The organism is Marinomonas posidonica IVIA-Po-181 (assembly GCF_000214215.1).
GTDB classification, from domain to species: Bacteria; Pseudomonadota; Gammaproteobacteria; order Pseudomonadales; family Marinomonadaceae; genus Marinomonas; species Marinomonas posidonica.
The window spans coordinates 3386831-3403502 of sequence record NC_015559.1 but is presented as its reverse complement, the minus strand read 5'-3'; the positions used below and the strand labels follow the sequence as shown (position 1 = coordinate 3403502).

16 protein-coding genes are annotated in these 16672 nt (G+C 44.2%); 7 read left to right on the top strand and 9 right to left on the bottom strand.

The features are described from left to right. Positions 1-39: 39 nt before the first annotated feature. From MAR181_RS15690 to MAR181_RS15660, 8 genes are all read right to left on the bottom strand, one after another. On the bottom strand, positions 40-999 hold the full coding sequence (locus tag MAR181_RS15690; RefSeq protein ID WP_013797584.1) for a FecR domain-containing protein: 960 nt from the start codon (positions 997-999) through the stop codon (positions 40-42). Next, positions 992-1465 carry a sigma-70 family RNA polymerase sigma factor gene (locus MAR181_RS15685; RefSeq protein ID WP_281003468.1) on the bottom strand — a complete coding sequence of 158 codons (474 nt, stop codon included), beginning with the start codon at positions 1463-1465 and terminating at the stop codon, positions 992-994. Before MAR181_RS15685 ends, MAR181_RS15690 begins: the two co-directional genes overlap by 8 nt. A gap of 252 nt (positions 1466-1717) precedes the next feature. Continuing rightward, positions 1718-2647: an allantoinase PuuE gene (gene puuE / locus MAR181_RS15680; RefSeq protein ID WP_013797582.1), complete on the bottom strand. Its 930-nt coding sequence runs from the start codon at positions 2645-2647 to the stop codon at positions 1718-1720. A 47-nt stretch (positions 2648-2694) separates the two neighbouring features. Then, the gene (locus tag MAR181_RS15675; RefSeq protein ID WP_013797581.1) at positions 2695-3330 is read right to left on the bottom strand and encodes a LysE family translocator; all 636 of its coding nucleotides are present in this window, start codon (positions 3328-3330) and stop codon (positions 2695-2697) included. A 156-nt stretch (positions 3331-3486) separates the two neighbouring features. Then, the gene (locus tag MAR181_RS18510; protein WP_013797580.1) at positions 3487-3651 is read right to left on the bottom strand and encodes a hypothetical protein; all 165 of its coding nucleotides are present in this window, start codon (positions 3649-3651) and stop codon (positions 3487-3489) included. Between the two features lie 2 nt (positions 3652-3653). Continuing rightward, positions 3654-5015 (bottom strand): ammonium transporter, encoded by a 1362-nt coding sequence (locus MAR181_RS15670; RefSeq protein WP_013797579.1) that lies wholly within the window; start codon positions 5013-5015, stop codon positions 3654-3656. A gap of 199 nt (positions 5016-5214) precedes the next feature. Then, positions 5215-6066, bottom strand: a complete 852-nt coding sequence (gene eutC / locus MAR181_RS15665; protein ID WP_013797578.1) for an ethanolamine ammonia-lyase subunit EutC — start codon at positions 6064-6066, stop codon at positions 5215-5217. Then, positions 6063-7484 carry an ethanolamine ammonia-lyase subunit EutB gene (locus MAR181_RS15660; RefSeq protein ID WP_013797577.1) on the bottom strand — a complete coding sequence of 474 codons (1422 nt, stop codon included), beginning with the start codon at positions 7482-7484 and terminating at the stop codon, positions 6063-6065. The genes eutC and MAR181_RS15660 overlap by 4 nt, the downstream gene beginning before the upstream one ends. 189 nt (positions 7485-7673) lie before the next feature. Between MAR181_RS15660 and MAR181_RS15655 the strand changes: the two genes are divergently transcribed. The 7 genes from MAR181_RS15655 to MAR181_RS15625 all read left to right on the top strand — a co-directional run bounded on the left by MAR181_RS15655 (position 7674) and on the right by MAR181_RS15625 (position 14841). Next, entirely contained in the window at positions 7674-8648 is a 975-nt protein-coding gene (locus MAR181_RS15655; RefSeq protein WP_013797576.1) for a helix-turn-helix domain-containing protein, read from the top strand. 193 nt (positions 8649-8841) lie between these two features. Then, entirely contained in the window at positions 8842-10239 is a 1398-nt protein-coding gene (locus MAR181_RS15650; protein WP_013797575.1) for a DUF4856 domain-containing protein, read from the top strand. 27 nt (positions 10240-10266) lie between these two features. Beyond that, a complete protein-coding gene (locus MAR181_RS15645) occupies positions 10267-11346 on the top strand; it encodes a sterol desaturase family protein (RefSeq protein WP_013797574.1) in 1080 nt (359 codons plus the stop codon). 72 nt (positions 11347-11418) lie between these two features. Beyond that, the gene (locus MAR181_RS15640) at positions 11419-12246 is read left to right on the top strand and encodes an arylamine N-acetyltransferase family protein (protein ID WP_013797573.1); all 828 of its coding nucleotides are present in this window, start codon (positions 11419-11421) and stop codon (positions 12244-12246) included. Continuing rightward, positions 12243-13178, top strand: coding sequence for a DMT family transporter (locus tag MAR181_RS15635; protein WP_013797572.1), 936 nt, complete (start codon positions 12243-12245; stop codon positions 13176-13178). The genes MAR181_RS15640 and MAR181_RS15635 overlap by 4 nt, the downstream gene beginning before the upstream one ends. 21 nt (positions 13179-13199) lie before the next feature. Next, complete coding sequence (locus MAR181_RS15630) at positions 13200-13796, top strand: Crp/Fnr family transcriptional regulator (protein WP_013797571.1); 597 nt, start codon at positions 13200-13202, stop codon at positions 13794-13796. Between the two features lie 277 nt (positions 13797-14073). Further along, complete coding sequence (locus MAR181_RS15625; protein WP_013797570.1) at positions 14074-14841, top strand: coniferyl-alcohol dehydrogenase; 768 nt, start codon at positions 14074-14076, stop codon at positions 14839-14841. A gap of 25 nt (positions 14842-14866) precedes the next feature. Here MAR181_RS15625 and MAR181_RS15620 read toward each other — a convergent pair whose 3' ends face one another. Beyond that, entirely contained in the window at positions 14867-16630 is a 1764-nt protein-coding gene (locus MAR181_RS15620; protein WP_013797569.1) for a sigma-54-dependent Fis family transcriptional regulator, read from the bottom strand. Positions 16631-16672 lie beyond the last annotated feature (42 nt).

Genomic DNA, 16672 nt, shown 5'->3' with positions numbered 1-16672 from the left:
AAGTTTGTTTTTTGGTTCTGAAAGACGGTAGTTCACACGCTATACGGCTTCAAGTGTGATCCAATAATTTCCTAAATGGTGTTTTATATCAATGGGATATGTATTCGATAGCATGTTGAGTATGATATTTACATCGGCAATAGGAAAAGCACCAGATATTTGTATGTTTTCAATCTCAGGTGATACTCGTAAGAGTCCTCGATGATATCGTGAGACTTCTTGAATGAACCGATGAAGTGGCATGTTGTGCACCGCTAACATGCTATCTAGCCAAGAAATGGTGTCAGCAGATAAGGTTTCGTGAGATAAAAGTGAATGGTCTGATAGTTCAGCTTGGTGACCAGTTAGAATGATGTTTTTCTCCTTGTGATCTGCAAATTTAGGCACGGCTTCGACACGACCTTCAATCACTCCGAGGCGAGTGGCGTGGCGGTATTGGCGAACGGTAAAATTGGCCTCTAAAGGTGATAAAAAAGCTTCTTGGGTTGAGACGATGAATGGTTTGAAATCCTGAGACGTTACGTTGGCAACATGAAGTTGAATTTCACCTTCTCGTAAGGCTAATAAACGTTCTTTGCCATCAAAAAACGCATCGAAAGCAGTGGCTGTGTTGAGTGTCACCTGAGTGCCATCGGGCAAGGTAACCCGTTTCATTTGACCTTTTGCCGTACGGTAATCTGCTCGCCAGTGTTGGTTTTCTACCGTTTTATAGGCCCCCCAAGCAATAGGTCCTGTGGCTAATAGCAGTGCTAGTTTGCCGATGTTTAAACGGCGTTCTTTATCATCAGGACGGTTTAACACAGCATAAGCGATGTCTTTTGGTAGTGTGTCTACTTGGTTGATAAAACGCTGAGCGCGTTGCCATGCAAAGCGATTGTTATCGGAAGATTGCTGCCAGTGCTCTAATTGTGCCTGCTCGGCAGGTGTTAATGGTTTTTCTTGCTGCTTAACAAGCCAGTCTGCGGCTTCTAGCATGCTTTTTTTGGATATTTTATTCAAAAAAATCGTTCTCCATCAACACAAAACAATGAACATAAGCTTGCTTCATATATCGCTTTACTGTGGCGAGGGACAGAGTCATCTCATCGGCGATTTGTTGATATTTTTTTCCCTCTAGCTGCGACATTAAAAAGACTTCTTTGACATGGCCTGGGAGGGTATTAAGCAATGCATCTATTGCTTCTAAAGTTTGTAAAATAATAAATTGGTTTTCTGTTGAAGGGGCTAAATTTTCTGGCTGTTTTGCTAGATATTCTAGATAGGTTTGCTCTAATGATTTACGTCTATAAAAATGACTAACAAGACCCTTCGCAATTGTCGCTAAATAGGCTTTAGGCTCATTAATTAAATCGACATTCTGTTTAGCGTGAATGCGTAAAAAAGTATCTTGAGTTAAATCAGCCGCATCAAATTGATTGTCCAAACGTCGACGTATCCATGTGTATAACCAATTGTGGTGATTCATATACAGAGAATGCATTACGTCATGTTGCACGTTTGAGATCGGATTGTGCGGCATGAAATGGTTCCTCTATTAATGTAAATGATAATTACTATTATTAGAGTGTTTTATGTTTTTTTTGTCAATATAAAGTGCAGAGACAATGCTTGTTCGTCATGTAGGAAGGAAGAAAACGCCTTTGTAGGGGCTTTTACAAGGGCGTTTTTATTTTTGGTGAAGGTTTTCGTTTATTTCATCCGTTCATTTATACTCAGATCACTCTGCCGGGTGGTTATTAATCCAATGTTCAGCAATGTCTCCTCGTTTGGCTATCCAGACCTTGTCATGGGATTCAACGTAATCTAAAAACTTTTTCAGTGCCATGAAGCGACTGGGTTTGCCTAGCGTTCGGCAATGCATGCCGATGGACATCATTTTGGGGGTGGTTTTGCCCTCTTCATACAGGCAATCAAAATTGTCTTTCAAGTATTGGAAAAACTCTTCACCGTGGCTGAAGCCATAAGGAGAGGAGAAACGCATGTCATTGCAGTCGAGTGTGTAGGGCACAATAAGGTGAGGCTTGGTTTGATTCGCCTCACTATGATGTGGAACCTTGACCCAATAGGGGAGGTCATCCGCGTAGTTGTCAGAGTCGTATTTTAGCTGAGTTTGCTCTGCCACTAAGGCTCGGGTATTCGGAGAGTCTCGTCCCGTGTACCAACCCATTGGTTTTACACCAGTAAGGTTTTCAATTAGGTCCAGTGCTTCTTGCATGTGGCGTCGTTCTTCTTCGATGGACATGTCTTGGTAATGAATCCACTTTAAACCATGACAGACGATATCATGCTGGCCTTCAACGATGGCTTTGGCGACATCGGGATTACGTTGTAATGCGGTCGCAATCGCAAAGACAGTTAGGGGTAAACCACGGCGTTCAAATTCATTTAAGATACGCCAAACACCAGCACGAGAACCATATTCGTAGAGAGATTCCATGCTCATATGACGGTCTTTATAAGCTTGTGCTCCGAACATTTCAGACAAAAAAGTTTCGGAATGATCGTCACCATGTAAGACACAGTTTTCGCCGCCTTCTTCAAAATTCAAGACAAACTGTACGGCGATGCGGGCCTGATTTGGCCATTGAACATCAGGGTGTCCTTTGCGGCCGTAGCCGGCAAAATCTCTTTCTAAATAATGTTTCATTTTATCCGTTCCTATTATGTCTTTGTCCAATTTAGCTGTGGTGCAGATTAGCTGGCATTTTTAACTTGAAATAAACTTATTCCCATGGCGATAAAAAGGCCACCACTGAGGCGTTGAAACCATTTCCCTATGTTTGAATGGCGTACCAGAGTTTTGGCTTGCTGTGCTAGGTAGCCGTAGAGGGTGAGGGATAGAAGGGAAAACAGCATGAAAATACCTGTCATCAGAATAAATTGTAGAGGAATAGGTTGGGTCATATCTAAAAACTGTGGGAACAAGGCGGCGAAAAATAAAATCGGCTTTGGGTTTGTCGCCGCAACAATAAGTCCTTCCTTAAAGTAAGAAAATAAACCACGTTCACTGCCTTCGATTTTAGTATTGTCTCGGGTTGATGATTTACCTGTAGCGCGAAGTTGGTTGATGCCTAAATAAATAAGATAAGCTGCGCCAACGATTTTGACGCCCATAAATAAGGTCGAAGATGCCATTAAAATGGCGCTCAAGCCACTGATTGAAAGGAATGACAATAAGAAGAGGCCGATGATATTGCCTAACGCCGAAACCATGACTGCTTTTAGTCCGCGAGAGGCTCCATTATAGAGGGCAAGAAATACCGCAGGCCCCGGGCTGATGACGTAAAAAAAAGCAACGACCGTATAAATTAACAGAGTATGGTAGTCCATAAGCATTTCCTTGGTGATTTTAGAAGTTATGACACTTTAATTTAGTTCGATAAAAAATCTCTTTTGAATGTTTCGTGGGCGATTTTTAACATAAAAACGCCCGATGAAGAACATCGAGCGTTTTGAGTTGCATAAGATTATAAAACGTGAAGTCGCTTATTTGTGATTTTCAAACGCTTCTTTTTCGTGTTTCATAATGAATCGGATTAATCCAACTACAATGCCAGCCACCCCTAAACTGAATAACATCAGAGCAAGTGGGTTATCTGCAAAGGTAAAATACGCTGATACATTATCCCAAGTAGTAATAGACGTTCCCATAATTATGCTCCTTTCGCTTCTAGATCACCGACATTTGTAGGTGCACTGCTTTTCGCTGGTACTGTTTCAGGGTAAGGATGGGTTAGGATTTCAACTTCATCAAGACCCAGTACTTCGACGTTTTCTGGTACGCGTAACATGTTGAATTTCTTCAATAAGTAAGACACGAAGTAGCCAGGTACAAAGCCTAATACCGCCATCACAATGGCACATACTGTTTGGCCATATAAGCTGATGGCTGGGTTGCCACCAACGTTTGGCGTACCGCCAGCAAACACGCCGACCAAGATAACAGCCACAACACCAGTGACACCGTGTACAGCCACTGCGCCAACAGCGTCATCAATGCCTTTTTTCTCAAGTAGTTTCGCGGCACCCACGGCGATAAAGCTAACGCAAGTCGCGATAATGAAAGCCAAACCTGGATCGTATAGATCAAGACCTGCTGCTACCGAGATAATACCAACCAGACCACCTGACATTGTCCAGAATGGGTCGCGAGTGGCAATGTAACAACCGATCACGCCACCAGCAAAGCCCATTAGGGTATTAAAGGCGAAGGCGGATAAGTTAGTTGGGTTGTTGTAGATGGTTGTCCAACCTGTTTCACCACCGTTAAAGATGATACAACCGCCAAGGAAGCCGAAGAAACCGAAGATGATCATCATTAAACCAATTAACGTCATTGGTAGGTTGTGAGCACGGATCTGTTGAGGCACTCCATTGATGAATTTGCCCACTCGTGGTCCTAGGTTGATCAATACACCAAGGGTAAAGAAGCCAGCAATCGCGTGAACAACACCGGAAGCGCCGACATCATGATAACCCAATTCAGTTAGCATCCAGCCGTCTGGGTGCCAGCCCCAAGCACCTGCTAGGATCCACACGCCGCTACCAAGAATAACGGTTAGGATTAGGAATGCACTGACGCGAATACGTTCAATAACCGCACCGGACATAATGGAACCTGTTGTCGCACCGAACAGAGCGAAAGCTGCCCAGAATATGCCAGTTCCCATGTCTTGTACATCTGGCCCCATGCTTTGCGACCACGGAAGTGCTGAAGCCGCTTCAGCTGGGATGATTCCACCAGGGAAGGCGTTATAAATCCACCAGCCGAACAGGTAGAAAGTTGGGATGATAACAGCCAAAGCAAGAATGTTTTTCACCCCTGCTGCTAGGGCGTTTTTACTGCGAGATGCACCCATTTCATAAGCAAGAAAGCCTGCGTGAATCATCACCATGATGGCGGTACACCACCAGTAGAAGACTTCTACATTCATTGCTTGGTGCATGTTGAAAATCGCTTGCTGAGCATCAAGGGATGCTTGCAAGGATTCCAAAGTTGGGGTTTCTGTTGCCATAGTTTTGTTCCTTTCTGTGGGTTTTTAGTTGCTTAATGGCCACAAGTGGCCTGTTTATCAGTCAGCATCTTATGCGCTGTTTTCTGATGGTCGTTCCATGATTACTTATTCAGCTTGGTGGCTCTGATGGGCCATAAAGCTGATATCCACTGGGGGACCCAGCAGAATATCTAGTGACCTGTAGCGACCATGCTTCAGGTTATGAAATTAAAAAGTTTTCTGTTTCCTGTGAAAGATCTGTGATGTGGTCATCATCGGATCGGTCTTTGAGTTTCACACCGGACAGTTTCAAGGTCCTCGCTTCACTTAATAGGTAATAGGCTTTACGAGCGGCTTCTTGATACACCAACCCGGCCGGTCGGATATTCGAAATACAGTTTCGATAGGCGTCGGTATAGCCGACTTTGCCACCCCAAGTAAGGTAAAGCCCTAAACTATCTGGAGAACTTAAGCCAGGACGCTCACCTATTAGCACAATGACGCATTTGGCGTTTAGCTTTTCGCAAATTTCATCTCCTAGGGCGACTCGACCTTGTTCAACAAAACAGATGGGGGCGACTGACCAAGTTTGCTGTTGGTTATTTTTACTTGGGTTTAGGTAAGAAAAAAGCGCGTCCAAAAATGGCAAGGTATTTTGCTCTACCGCTAAAGAAGATAAGCCATCTACAACAGCGATCGCCAAATCATAACGGTCACCTGTGGTGTTTTGGTGATGCTCTAATTTGTCGACAGAAGCTTGATCTAAGCGACGACCAAAATCCGGTCGTTGTAAATAGGTTGCGCGGTCCGTCGCGCGACTGTGCAAAAATAGGGGGGCACAGCTTGGAGCCCATTCCTGGGCCATGATTTGTTGTGACAGTTGCTGACTATCGAGTTGCGCATGAACCGCATCAATTGCTTGTGCATGAGCCAGTTGGAACGCCAGTAAATGTTGAGTAGGCACACTCACTCCGGAGCGCCCAAGGCCAACACGAGCATCGGTAAATGCGTTGAGTTTTCGCCAGCTGTTTTCTGTTACTGCATCGATTAGAGCATCGTCATCATGCTTCATGACCGACCTCCAATTAAGCGCTGTAAAGAAGGTTGAAACGCGTCAGGCAGTTGCTGGTTTAGGGTGAACTGCTGGTTATTTTTAAAAATGTCCATTTTGGCTAACCAAGCGTCAAATTCCGGTGCCGGTTTTAAACCCAAGGCACGTCGTGCATAAAGTGCATCGTGAAATGAGGTCGTTTGGTAGTTCAGCATGATGTCGTCTGAACCGGGAATGCCCATGACAAAGGTGCAACCGGCCACGCCTAATAGTGTCAGCAAGTTGTCCATGTCGTTCTGGTCAGCTTCTGCGTGATTGGTATAACAAACATCGCAACCCATTGGCAGGCCGAGTAGCTTTCCACAAAAATGATCTTCGAGACCCGCGCGAGTGATTTCTTTACCGTCGTACAAATATTCTGGTCCGATGAAGCCGACTACAGTGTTGACCAACAGTGGGTCAAATTTGCGGGCTACGGCGTAGGCTCTTACTTCGCAGGTTTGTTGGTCGAGTCCGTGGTTTGCATTGGCGGACAGAGCACTGCCTTGACCTGTTTCAAAATACATCACATTGTTGCCAACCGTGCCTCGGTTCAAGGATAAGGCAGCCTCTTGAGCTTCAGCCAACGTCGCTAGATTAAAGCCAAAGCTATCATTAGTGGCTTGCGTGCCACCAATCGATTGAAATACTAGATCAACGGGTGCACCTTGTTCTATGCATTCGATGGTGTTGGTGACGTGAGTCAGAACGCAAGATTGAGTTGGTATGTCGTAGTGCTGAATAACGTCGTCCATCATTTTAATCAAACGACTGGCTTGCTGAACATTATCGGTGGCAGGGTTTATGCCGATGACCGCATCGCCATTGGCGTACAGCAAACCGTCTAACATACTAGCCGCAATGCCAGTGAGGTCATCGGTCGGATGATTGGGCTGTAAGCGCGTTGATAAGTGCCCAGGAAGGCCTATGGTGTTACGAAAAGCTGTTCTGATATGACATTTTTTGGCGACCAAAATGAGGTCTTGGTTGCGCATAATTTTACTAACCGCCGCTGCCATTTCAGGGGTAACGCCAGCTCGAATTTGTTGAAGTATTTCTGGACTGGCCAGATCACTCAATAACCAATCACGAAATCCGCCAACGGTTAAGTGAGCAATGGGGGCAAAGGCTGTTTTATCGTGTTCATCTATGATTAAGCGAGTGATTTCATCTTCTTCATAGGGGACTAGGAGTTGTTCTAAAAAGAGAGTGAGAGGGACATCGGCTAAAGTCATTTGTGCGATAGCACGCTCTTCCGCACTTTCCGCTGCCACGCCAGCTAAACGATCACCAGAGCGAGCAGGAGTGGCCTTTGCCATCAGTTCAGCAAGGTCAACGAAGCCAAAGGTGCGTTCGCCTATGGCGTGACGAAATTGGAAGGTCTTGTTGTGATGACTCATAAAACCAGCTCTTAATAAACTCAAGTGTTAATGCGTTAAGGCGATGGATTGCGAATTAAGGCATAAGTTTTGCTGATACCTACTTTATGCAATTTGTCAGAAATGAGTTATCGAATAATGGCAAATTTAAAAAATTCAATAAATATCAATGAGTTATTGTTTTGTTAGGGTCTTATTTGTGAGGTTGTTATGTTAAATATGACCGAAAGCGCACCAAAATGGGGCTCTGCGGTTCGTGTTTCAGAAGCGCATGATGCAGATTTGCATGCCAGTAATCTGACGAACTGGCAGCAAGAATATGATCAAACCAGTCGTGGTAGTTTTTATGGCCGCATTGTGGAGTTGCCTTTTGACGGCTTACAGGTGTTTTGTGAACACACTAGCCAAGCGTTACAGCAAAAGTGTGTTGTGTGGCCGGATTCCGTCTGGCTTGGTATCCCGTTAGCAGGGCAAGAGCCTAGTAAAATCAATGGTTTGACCATACGTCCAGACACCATCATGTGTCGTCCTGGCGGTGGCGAGTTTCATTTATCGACCCCAGCAGATTACGATTTATTTGGTTTGGTGGTGGATCAATCGAACCTGATGGCAACCGCTAACATTCATGGTGTGGATTTAAACTGGAAAGAGCTCACGGAATATGGCCGTTTAGGCGTGCCAGAAAAAACCTTAAATGATGTGAGGTTTTTACTAGAGCGCATGTTATCCGTCACCCAAAATGAGACACCTTCACGCTTGCAAAAAGACATTGTTTTGATGGCGTTACTGGAAGTACTGAAAGTGGAAACGCCTCAGCCGGCGAAAACACAAAGTTATCATCATCGTAAGAAAGTAGTGGATTGTGCTCGAGATTTCTTAGATGGGCATATGGATGAGCCAGTAACCGTAACGCAATTGTGTGAAGTCGCCAATGTGAGTCGGCGCACATTGCAATACAGTTTTGAAAGTATTTTAGACGTCAGTCCAATTCAATATCTGCGTTTTACTCGTTTAAATGGGGTACGGCGTGCCCTTGTACAGGCCAGTTTTGATACGACGTCGAATAGCATTAACGTTAGCCAAATTGCCGCGCAGTGGGGATTTTGGCATCTGAGTCAATTTGCCAAAGATTATAAACAATTGTTTGGAGAGCAGCCTTCTCAAACCTTAGAGTGGCGATGTTAATTTTGTCGTTAGGTTCTCTCTTTTAGCCTTCGTTTTTCTTTATTATACTCAGTTATAAACACTTTATATAAATCAATAGTTTTTTTTCATTAAGTAAAAATAAGAATCAATAGTATCTTTGTTCCTTCTTGCGATTTTTTTGCATATTTTAAAATAACAAAATACTCAGCGTGAGTATGACTAGAGGTTCAATATGAAAAATAAATGGGTTTTATCTTTGCTGATGTTAAGCATGGCGGGGGCCACGCAGGCAGCAGAACCAACCTATGAATTTGGCATTACTTTAAAGGACTATCAGGGCGATAAAACAAGCTCAGTGTCATATGGCGGACAAATAGCGCGTCACGCATTGCATAACTCGATCAAGGTGTTGAGTAAGCAAGGCAAGGGTAACGACAATCAAGCTCTGCTTGACGAGTTGAATCTATACTTCTCAGGAACGGCGGCTGGTCGTGACATTATCGACCCAGTTTCTAAGAAAGGCTTTGCGATTAAACAAACCAAAATGGATGAATTGTCATCAGGAAAAGATTTGGCCACCAGTGCTTACAAGGGTGTGGTAACAGGCTGGCCAGGTAATATGACGGCGGCTGAAGTGCTAAACAGCATGATAGTGCAAGCGGCAAAAACAAAAGGCGGCTTCGACCCAGTTAATGGTTACGACTACATTCAGTTGATCTCTAAATTCTCCATGGGTGCCGTGTTCTATAACAAAGCGGTAAACCATTATTTGGATGAGAAGTTAGGTGCGGATGTGCATCCTAATGACAAAGCGTACAAAGACGGTGTGGCGTACACAGGCAAAGAACATGTTTGGGACGAAGCCTTTGGTTACTTTGGCGCCCCCATTCATTCTTTGCGCTTAACGCCAAAAGAAGTCGTCAACATCACGAAAATGAAGCCAGAAGTGTTTGCTAAGGCCGACTTCAATAAAGACGGTGCGGTGGATCTGAAATCTGAAATGGCGTTTGCTCATGCCTATTATGCAGCAAGTGTTGATGCGTCAGGTGGCACAAGATATTTCCATACCATCATGAAAGCCTTTTACGATGGTCGTAAGCTGATCCAAGATGCGCAAGGTGAGAAACTGTCTAATACTGAGCGACAAGAGTTGCAAGCCTACGCCAAAGTGATTGCTGGCAACTGGCAGAAAGTCATTGCCGAGGCGGCGTTTAAATACGCTGGCAGTGTGTACAAAGACATTGAAACTTTACAACAAGCCGAGAAGTCCAATGGTGATATTGCTAAGCCATATCGCAACTATGTGAAACATTGGGGGGAGTTGAAAGGCTTTACTTTATCGCTGCAAGCGGCTGGTCGTGAGTTGGGCGAGACGCAAGTTCAGTTGAATCGCTTAACCGGTTTCAGTCCGGTGTTGTTCGGTGATTCGCAAGTGGTTGCAGTGGGTGCAGACGGTGCTTTCATTCAAGGTAAGAGTATTTCTATGAATGAGTACAAGCTGAACATGCTGAAACTGCAAGTGCATTTGGCTGAGAAATTTGCATTGAAAGCGAAGCTGAATGATCGTACTGCAGGGATTTCTGATCTAATGAAAAACCTGAATACGGGTGTGAGTGCTGAAAACGACTAATGTGTGAGCATCAAATAAGAGAAGGTCATGGGCCTTCTCTTATTTTCATGTGATTTCTGCTATTTTAATAGTGTCTTAGCTTTCTCTTATGTGTCCATGACGTATCTTGACTGGTTGATGAGCGTGTTACAGCAGACGCTGGCGGATTTACAAAGCGTGCAGAAACGGGTGTCGATCTGGTATCTGGTATCGGCCTTCGTCGTGGCGCTTGGTTTTATTGCTTGGCGTTATCCTGGTCAATTCAAACAACACCTCAAAAGACTTTTTTCGCCTAGGGTTTGGTGGCACAAATCGGCCCGAATCGACTATGCCATTTTCTTTATCAATCGCTATGTGATGGCGTTTTTGTCGCCGCGATTGCTCAGCAGCGTGTTACTGACCACCTGGTTGTATTATCAAAGTCAGAATTGGTCGCCACACTTGGGTGACCTAATAAGCTTACCAACTGGCTATGTCATTGCCTTATTCACTTTGTGCTATTTTCTGCTAGACGACTTTAGCCGTTTCTATTTGCACCGCATGTTGCATAAATGGCCTGCTTTATGGGCGTTTCATCGGGTGCACCATAGTGCAAAAGTGTTGACGCCTATCACTGTGTTCCGTACGCACCCTGTGGAGGGCATGTTATTCTTTTTGCGTTCGTCCTTGATTCAAGCTATTTGTATTGCTGGTTTTGTCAGTTTGTTTCCTGGGCAGGTATCGCTTTACACAGTATGGGGCGTTTCCATATTTACCTTCGTATTTAATGTATTGGGTGCCAATCTACGTCATTCCCATGTGACTTTGAGTTATGGCCGTGGTGAAAAATGGTGGATTTCACCCGCACAACACCAGCGTCACCATTCCTCTGCGGTGGAGGACTATGACTGTAATTTTGGTGTGGTATTAGCGCTTTGGGACAGAATATTTGGTTCTTGGAAGCAAGCAGATTGGCAACAAGATCTGGTATTCGGTACTAATACCAGTTTTGATGACAAGGGATTGTTAGCCATGTATGTAGAGCCCTTTCGATATGCGTTTGAGAGTATGAAACGTCACCTTTTGGCGAAAATGCCAGTCGTTATTATGATTCTTGTTTCCACTACCTCACTTTTTTATGCCACTTAACCTAGGTTAATTCTTCTAACTGTATTTCAATGTACTCTGCTGACTATTGTGAAACCCAGAGGAAAAATACGGATGTCTGATTTACACGCTTATTTAACTGACCTCAAGCTATCGACACCTGAGGAATTGTCACTGGCATTTGTGGGGCAATTGCAGGCGGCACACATAGCGAAGTACAGTTTTAATAGTTTGGCGGTACTGCTCGGAGAAGAGGTGTCTCTTGATCTAACCAATGTTTATGAAAAAATTGTGGTCCATGGGTTAGGTGGGTATTGCTTTGAACACAATAAGTTAGCATTTGAGTTATTGAAAAGCCTTGGTTATTCGGTACGTTTGGTGATGGCTAGGGTATTAAATGGACAAGAAATAGATCGTCCCCGTACTCATCGCGTTACGCTGGTCAATATTGATGGAAAGGCGTATCTCCTTGATGTTGGCTTTGGCGCAGATTGTCCTATTTCCCCCTTGCTGCTGCAATCAGGTTTGGAGCAGAAAATCGGTCATGAAAACTATCGAATTGTGGAGCAGGGCGGTGAGTATGATTTGCAGATAGAAAGGTCTGGCAGCTTTCATACCTTGTATCGTTTTGATTTGGCTGAATACACAGATGAAGATTGTGTGATAGGGAATTTCTTTTCATCCAAATACCCTAAGGCAGCGTTTGTGAATAACCTGGTTGCCAGCATTAAAGATTTCAATCGCACGGTTGGTATACGCAATCATGTGCTTTTCACCCGTCAGAATGGTCATGAAGAAGAGCGTTTTATCTGTTCAGCAGAAGACCTCCATTCCACCTTGTTGCAGGTGTTTAATGTGGATGTCGAACCTGTCATTGCTCAGCATTTATTTGACCGTTTTGTGGCACCAAGGTTACTTGCATTAGAGGGAGAGGCAGAATGAACCCTTTTGTGCTGCTTTTCGTTTGGGCTATTTTGATGGCTTCTTCTTTTGTCGTGTCAGGCAATATGGCGGTTTATGCGAGCCCAATTGCCACATCTTTTCTTCGTTTTATCGTGGCTTTAGGGCTCATGACGGCGGTAATTTTTCTGAATAATTACCGAACGCGTGGGTCACAGTGCGATGCATCAACTTGGACACTCAAAGGCCTTTTTTCCTCTCCGCAGAGATTGTTGCATTACTTTTTGATCAGTGGTGCCTTAGTTGGTTTTTTTATTGGGATGTTTGTTGCACTGGAATCGACCACGCCACTGCATACATCGGTTCTTTATACTCTAGTGCCTTTAATGGGCGTTGCCGTGGCGCGAGTGTGGTTAAAAGAATCCACTTCGTGGGGAAAAGTATTGGGCTTCTTATTAGGATCGATTGGAGCAATGATGGTGCTGTTTTCCACGCAAGATACGGGCATGTTGGTATGGAATAAAGGCGATTATGTCTTTTTAGCATCTTGTGTTTTGTTGGCGTTACACGTGGTCTTGGTTCAGAAGTGGGGACGTTCTATTGGTGCCTTGCAAGGGGCTTTTATGATTATGCTGTTTGGTTCTCTGTGGCTGTTGCCCATCACTCTCTTATGGGGGCATTTGGAGCAAGTTGAATGGCTGGAACTGGGTTTTTGGTCTAATACCTTATATTTAACCATCTTTACTACCTTGTTTACCTTCATGTTGCAGCAAAAGCTAGTGATCCGCTTAGGCGCGAATCGTTTATTGGCTGCCACATACACGATACCTGTCTGGGTGGCTTGCTATGTGGCGCTGACGACATTGAATTGGAGTTTGTTGTTGAATGTTGGCTTTGCTGCTGGTGTAGGTATATTGTTGATTGCGTTGTATATGATTGATTATCAGAACAAAATGGCTAAATTAGTGACCTAATATAAGGAATAGGTAGGCAAAATGGATAAAGCACAGTTATTGGTCAGTTTTCAGCAATACTTTTCAGAGCAAGGCTATGAGATTAACTGGCAATCGCTGACTCTCCCGATGACGTTTCATGCGGTCAGTAAAGGAGACTATTTGTTCCGTCAGGGTGAGTATGCTCAAAGGATTTTCTTTCTTCATAAAGGCTTGGTTCGTTATGTCAACACTTCAGAGGAAGGCAAAGAGTTTACTAAAACCTTTGTGCGAGCGCCGAAAGTCATTGGTTCAACGCGGGCCATGGTGGAAAATTCTCCAACCTTGTTTGGTATTCAAGCTTTACAGGACTGTGTTATTAGCTCCTATGACTGGTTGTCGTTTTATGAACAAATGCATCAAGACTTAGGATTCTTAACTTACTACAGTCGTTTTATGGAGCAAATATTCCTCAAGAAAGATCAACGAGAAAGTGCTTTTGTTGAACATTCTGCAGAGCGTCGCTATTTAGACTTTTGTGTTGATTACCCCGACCTGAAAGATTCGATTCCGCAACAACAAATTGCCTCCTATCTGGGCATTACACCAGTGGCTTTGAGCCGAATTCGTCAAAAAATCAGGTTAAAACCAGAGGCTTGATTCTCTGAAATCATCAAACCTACCTTGTGTTCATCATGACTTTTTTATCATTTGATTAAAGAGGCTTTTTGGCTAAAGAGCTGATATAGCCTTTAGTGTTTCTCTACTTTTTTCTATAAAACAAATAAATATCAATGGATTAGATGTTTAATATGATTTTTTAATTCGGCTCTTTTGTGTTTGGGCACAGTCCATGCAATTCCCTCAATCTGAGTGCTTTTCTTAAGAGTAAGTGCTGATGACATATATTTCATAATAAAAATAAGGGGAAGAGAATATGATGCTAGCGAATAAAACAATTGTTGTTACTGGAGTGTCTTCAGGTATTGGAGCAGATGTCGCAAAACTGGCTCGATTTCACGGTGCTAAGGTTATTGGAATGGATCGCAATGAGGCCAGTTTGACACTAGACGGTTTTATCCAAATTGACCTTGGAGATCCTGATGCAATTGATCAAGCGATCAAGCAGTTACCGGATCAAATTGATGGGTTGTGTAATATTGCAGGTGTACCGGGCACCTCTCAAGCAGACCTAGTTGGTCGAGTAAATTACCTTGGTTTGAGACACTTAACGCAATCTTTGATTCCACAGTTTAGTCAGGGAGCCAGTGTTGTGAATGTGGCTTCTATCTTGGGTGCCGCTTGGCCGGAACGTTTGGTTGAGCACAAAGAGCTGGCTGCGATTGAGCATTATGATGATGGTGCGAAATGGCTAGCCAAGCACCCAGTTGAACAAGAAACCTGTTACCAATATTTTAAGGAAGCCCTGATTGTGTGGACGACACAACAGGCTTTAGCTTGGTTTAGAGATCATGCTATTCGTATGAACTGTGTCGCACCTGGCCCAGTAATGACGCCAATTTTAGGCGATTTCGTCTCTATGCTAGGAGAAAAGCGAGTGCAAGAAGACGCGGGTCGTATGATTCGTCCAGCGTACTCAGATGAAGTGGCAGAAGTGATTGCCTTTTTATGCTCAGATCAATCGCGTTGGGTGTGTGGCGCGAACATTCCGATTGATGGTGGTTTGGCGTCCACTTACATCTAATCGAGGGAAGATATCCTTAAGGCCCTTAATTGGGCCTTTTTTTAAGTCGATACGCCAATTGAGGTCGACTTAAACCGACTCGTCGAGCAGCTTCAGAAAGATTGCCTTCTGCACTGTCAACAGCTTGCTGCAATAAACTGAGTTCTAATGCTTCAAGATCCAATGAGGTTTCTCCTGCAACAAATTGAGATATACGGGCGAGTACGTCATCTGACTCTTGCATCGTCTGTGCTTGACTTAATGCGCCTTGTTGATTAACGGAGTAAATGACTTCATCTGGGATCGCTTCGTTACGGAATAGGTGGTGTAATTCAATCAATTCATGTTCCTCAGAAGCAATCACCCCCCGTTCAATTAAGTTTTGTAATTCTCGAATATTGCCAGGAAAGTCGTAATTAAATAAACCACGGCGAGCATTCTGAGTGAAGCCTGTTGGCGCTCTTTGATGTAACTGACAAAAGTAGCGGTAGAAGTGATCGACTAATAGGGGGATGTCCGCTTTTCTTTCTCGTAACGGCGGCAGGTGTATTGGAAAAACATTCAGGCGAAAAAATAAATCTTCACGAAATTCACCTCGTTTAACCGCGGCTTTGAGATCAATATTGGTCGCAGCAACGACTCGAACATTGATTTTAATGGGGGATATACCGCCCACCCTTTCAATCTCTTTTTCCTGTAGGGCTCGCAGTAACTTACCTTGGCCAGTTAGGTTGAGAGTGCCAATTTCATCCAAAAATAATGTGCCGCCATTGGCGCGTTCGAAGCGCCCCGGTCGACTGTGAGAAGCGCCTGTAAAAGCCCCTTTTTCAACCCCAAATAACTCAGATTCCAACAGGTTTTCAGGTAGCGCAGCACAATTAAAGGCGATAAATGGACCTGTTTGGCGACTGAACTGATGCAACATGCTGGCAAACAATTCTTTGCCAGCACCGGATTCCCCTGTAAATAGCACAGTAGCACTGGTAGGAGCGACTTTTTGTAAGGCATGATTGGCGGCGCTGAAAGCAGCTGAAACACCAATCATAGTCGTTTCTTCGGATGCTTCCGTTGGCGTTACGGATTCAAATTCCGGCGCCGATTTGAGTTCTTTTTTGGTGTTCTTCGACGACACATTAAGAAAGCGAATGTCCTCTTCAACACTGTCCCAAAGTTCCACTGATTTTCCAATGACTCGACAAACTGAATGCCCCATAGATTGGCATTCGACTTCGCGGAACACCACAAGCGATCCCACCAGACCTGATACATACCCTATGGCGTACCCTAATTCCATCCAGCAAACGGGGGCACTGCCAAGACCGTAAGCGGCAATGTGTTCTTCTACTTCGGCGCTGTGGTGCCAAAGAAATTCACCATGGTACAAGCCTTTTTCGGTATCAAACTCAAAATGAACCGTTTCCACTTTCACCAAGCCTTCTAACCCATGCAGTCTTGTTCCTGCTTCGAAAATGGCGGCTGGTTCTGCATCTGGCCAGCGTTTGCGGATTAAATCCGCGTCCCTTATGCCAGATAAATAGCCTGTTCTTGTTAAAATGTCACGGGACTTTTCTAACCCTACGGAGTCGATTAATTCTTGTCTCAGTAAGCCAAAGGATGAGCTGTGCAGCAATATCATGCGTTGATCTTCTAACCAGATACGACCATCGCCAGGCGAAAATGAGAGGCACTCAGTAAGGTCATCTAAGGAAGGGTAGTGTTGTCCATTGAGTTCTTTTGAACTGCCTTTTAATAAGACCTTACGACTCTCTTTCGCCATGTCAGCCAGTGAAATACGATGTGTGTTTGTCATTATTTTGTACTTCCTCATTCACTTGATGAAATGATCAATTTA

Coding starts and splice junctions, on each gene's coding strand:
- MAR181_RS18510 (WP_013797580.1), bottom strand. CDS start 3,651: ATGGGAACGTCTATTACTACTTGGGATAATGTATCAGCGTATTTTACC.
- MAR181_RS15620 (WP_013797569.1), bottom strand. CDS start 16,630: ATGACAAACACACATCGTATTTCACTGGCTGACATGGCGAAAGAGAGT.
- MAR181_RS15685 (WP_281003468.1), bottom strand. CDS start 1,465: ATGAATCACCACAATTGGTTATACACATGGATACGTCGACGTTTGGAC.
- MAR181_RS15650 (WP_013797575.1), top strand. CDS start 8,842: ATGAAAAATAAATGGGTTTTATCTTTGCTGATGTTAAGCATGGCGGGG.
- MAR181_RS15645 (WP_013797574.1), top strand. CDS start 10,267: ATGGGCCTTCTCTTATTTTCATGTGATTTCTGCTATTTTAATAGTGTC.
- MAR181_RS15655 (WP_013797576.1), top strand. CDS start 7,674: ATGTTAAATATGACCGAAAGCGCACCAAAATGGGGCTCTGCGGTTCGT.
- MAR181_RS15670 (WP_013797579.1), bottom strand. CDS start 5,015: ATGGCAACAGAAACCCCAACTTTGGAATCCTTGCAAGCATCCCTTGAT.
- MAR181_RS15625 (WP_013797570.1), top strand. CDS start 14,074: ATGATGCTAGCGAATAAAACAATTGTTGTTACTGGAGTGTCTTCAGGT.
- MAR181_RS15630 (WP_013797571.1), top strand. CDS start 13,200: ATGGATAAAGCACAGTTATTGGTCAGTTTTCAGCAATACTTTTCAGAG.
- eutC (WP_013797578.1), bottom strand. CDS start 6,066: ATGAAGCATGATGACGATGCTCTAATCGATGCAGTAACAGAAAACAGC.
- MAR181_RS15660 (WP_013797577.1), bottom strand. CDS start 7,484: ATGAGTCATCACAACAAGACCTTCCAATTTCGTCACGCCATAGGCGAA.
- MAR181_RS15675 (WP_013797581.1), bottom strand. CDS start 3,330: ATGGACTACCATACTCTGTTAATTTATACGGTCGTTGCTTTTTTTTAC.
- MAR181_RS15640 (WP_013797573.1), top strand. CDS start 11,419: ATGTCTGATTTACACGCTTATTTAACTGACCTCAAGCTATCGACACCT.
- MAR181_RS15635 (WP_013797572.1), top strand. CDS start 12,243: ATGAACCCTTTTGTGCTGCTTTTCGTTTGGGCTATTTTGATGGCTTCT.
- puuE (WP_013797582.1), bottom strand. CDS start 2,647: ATGAAACATTATTTAGAAAGAGATTTTGCCGGCTACGGCCGCAAAGGA.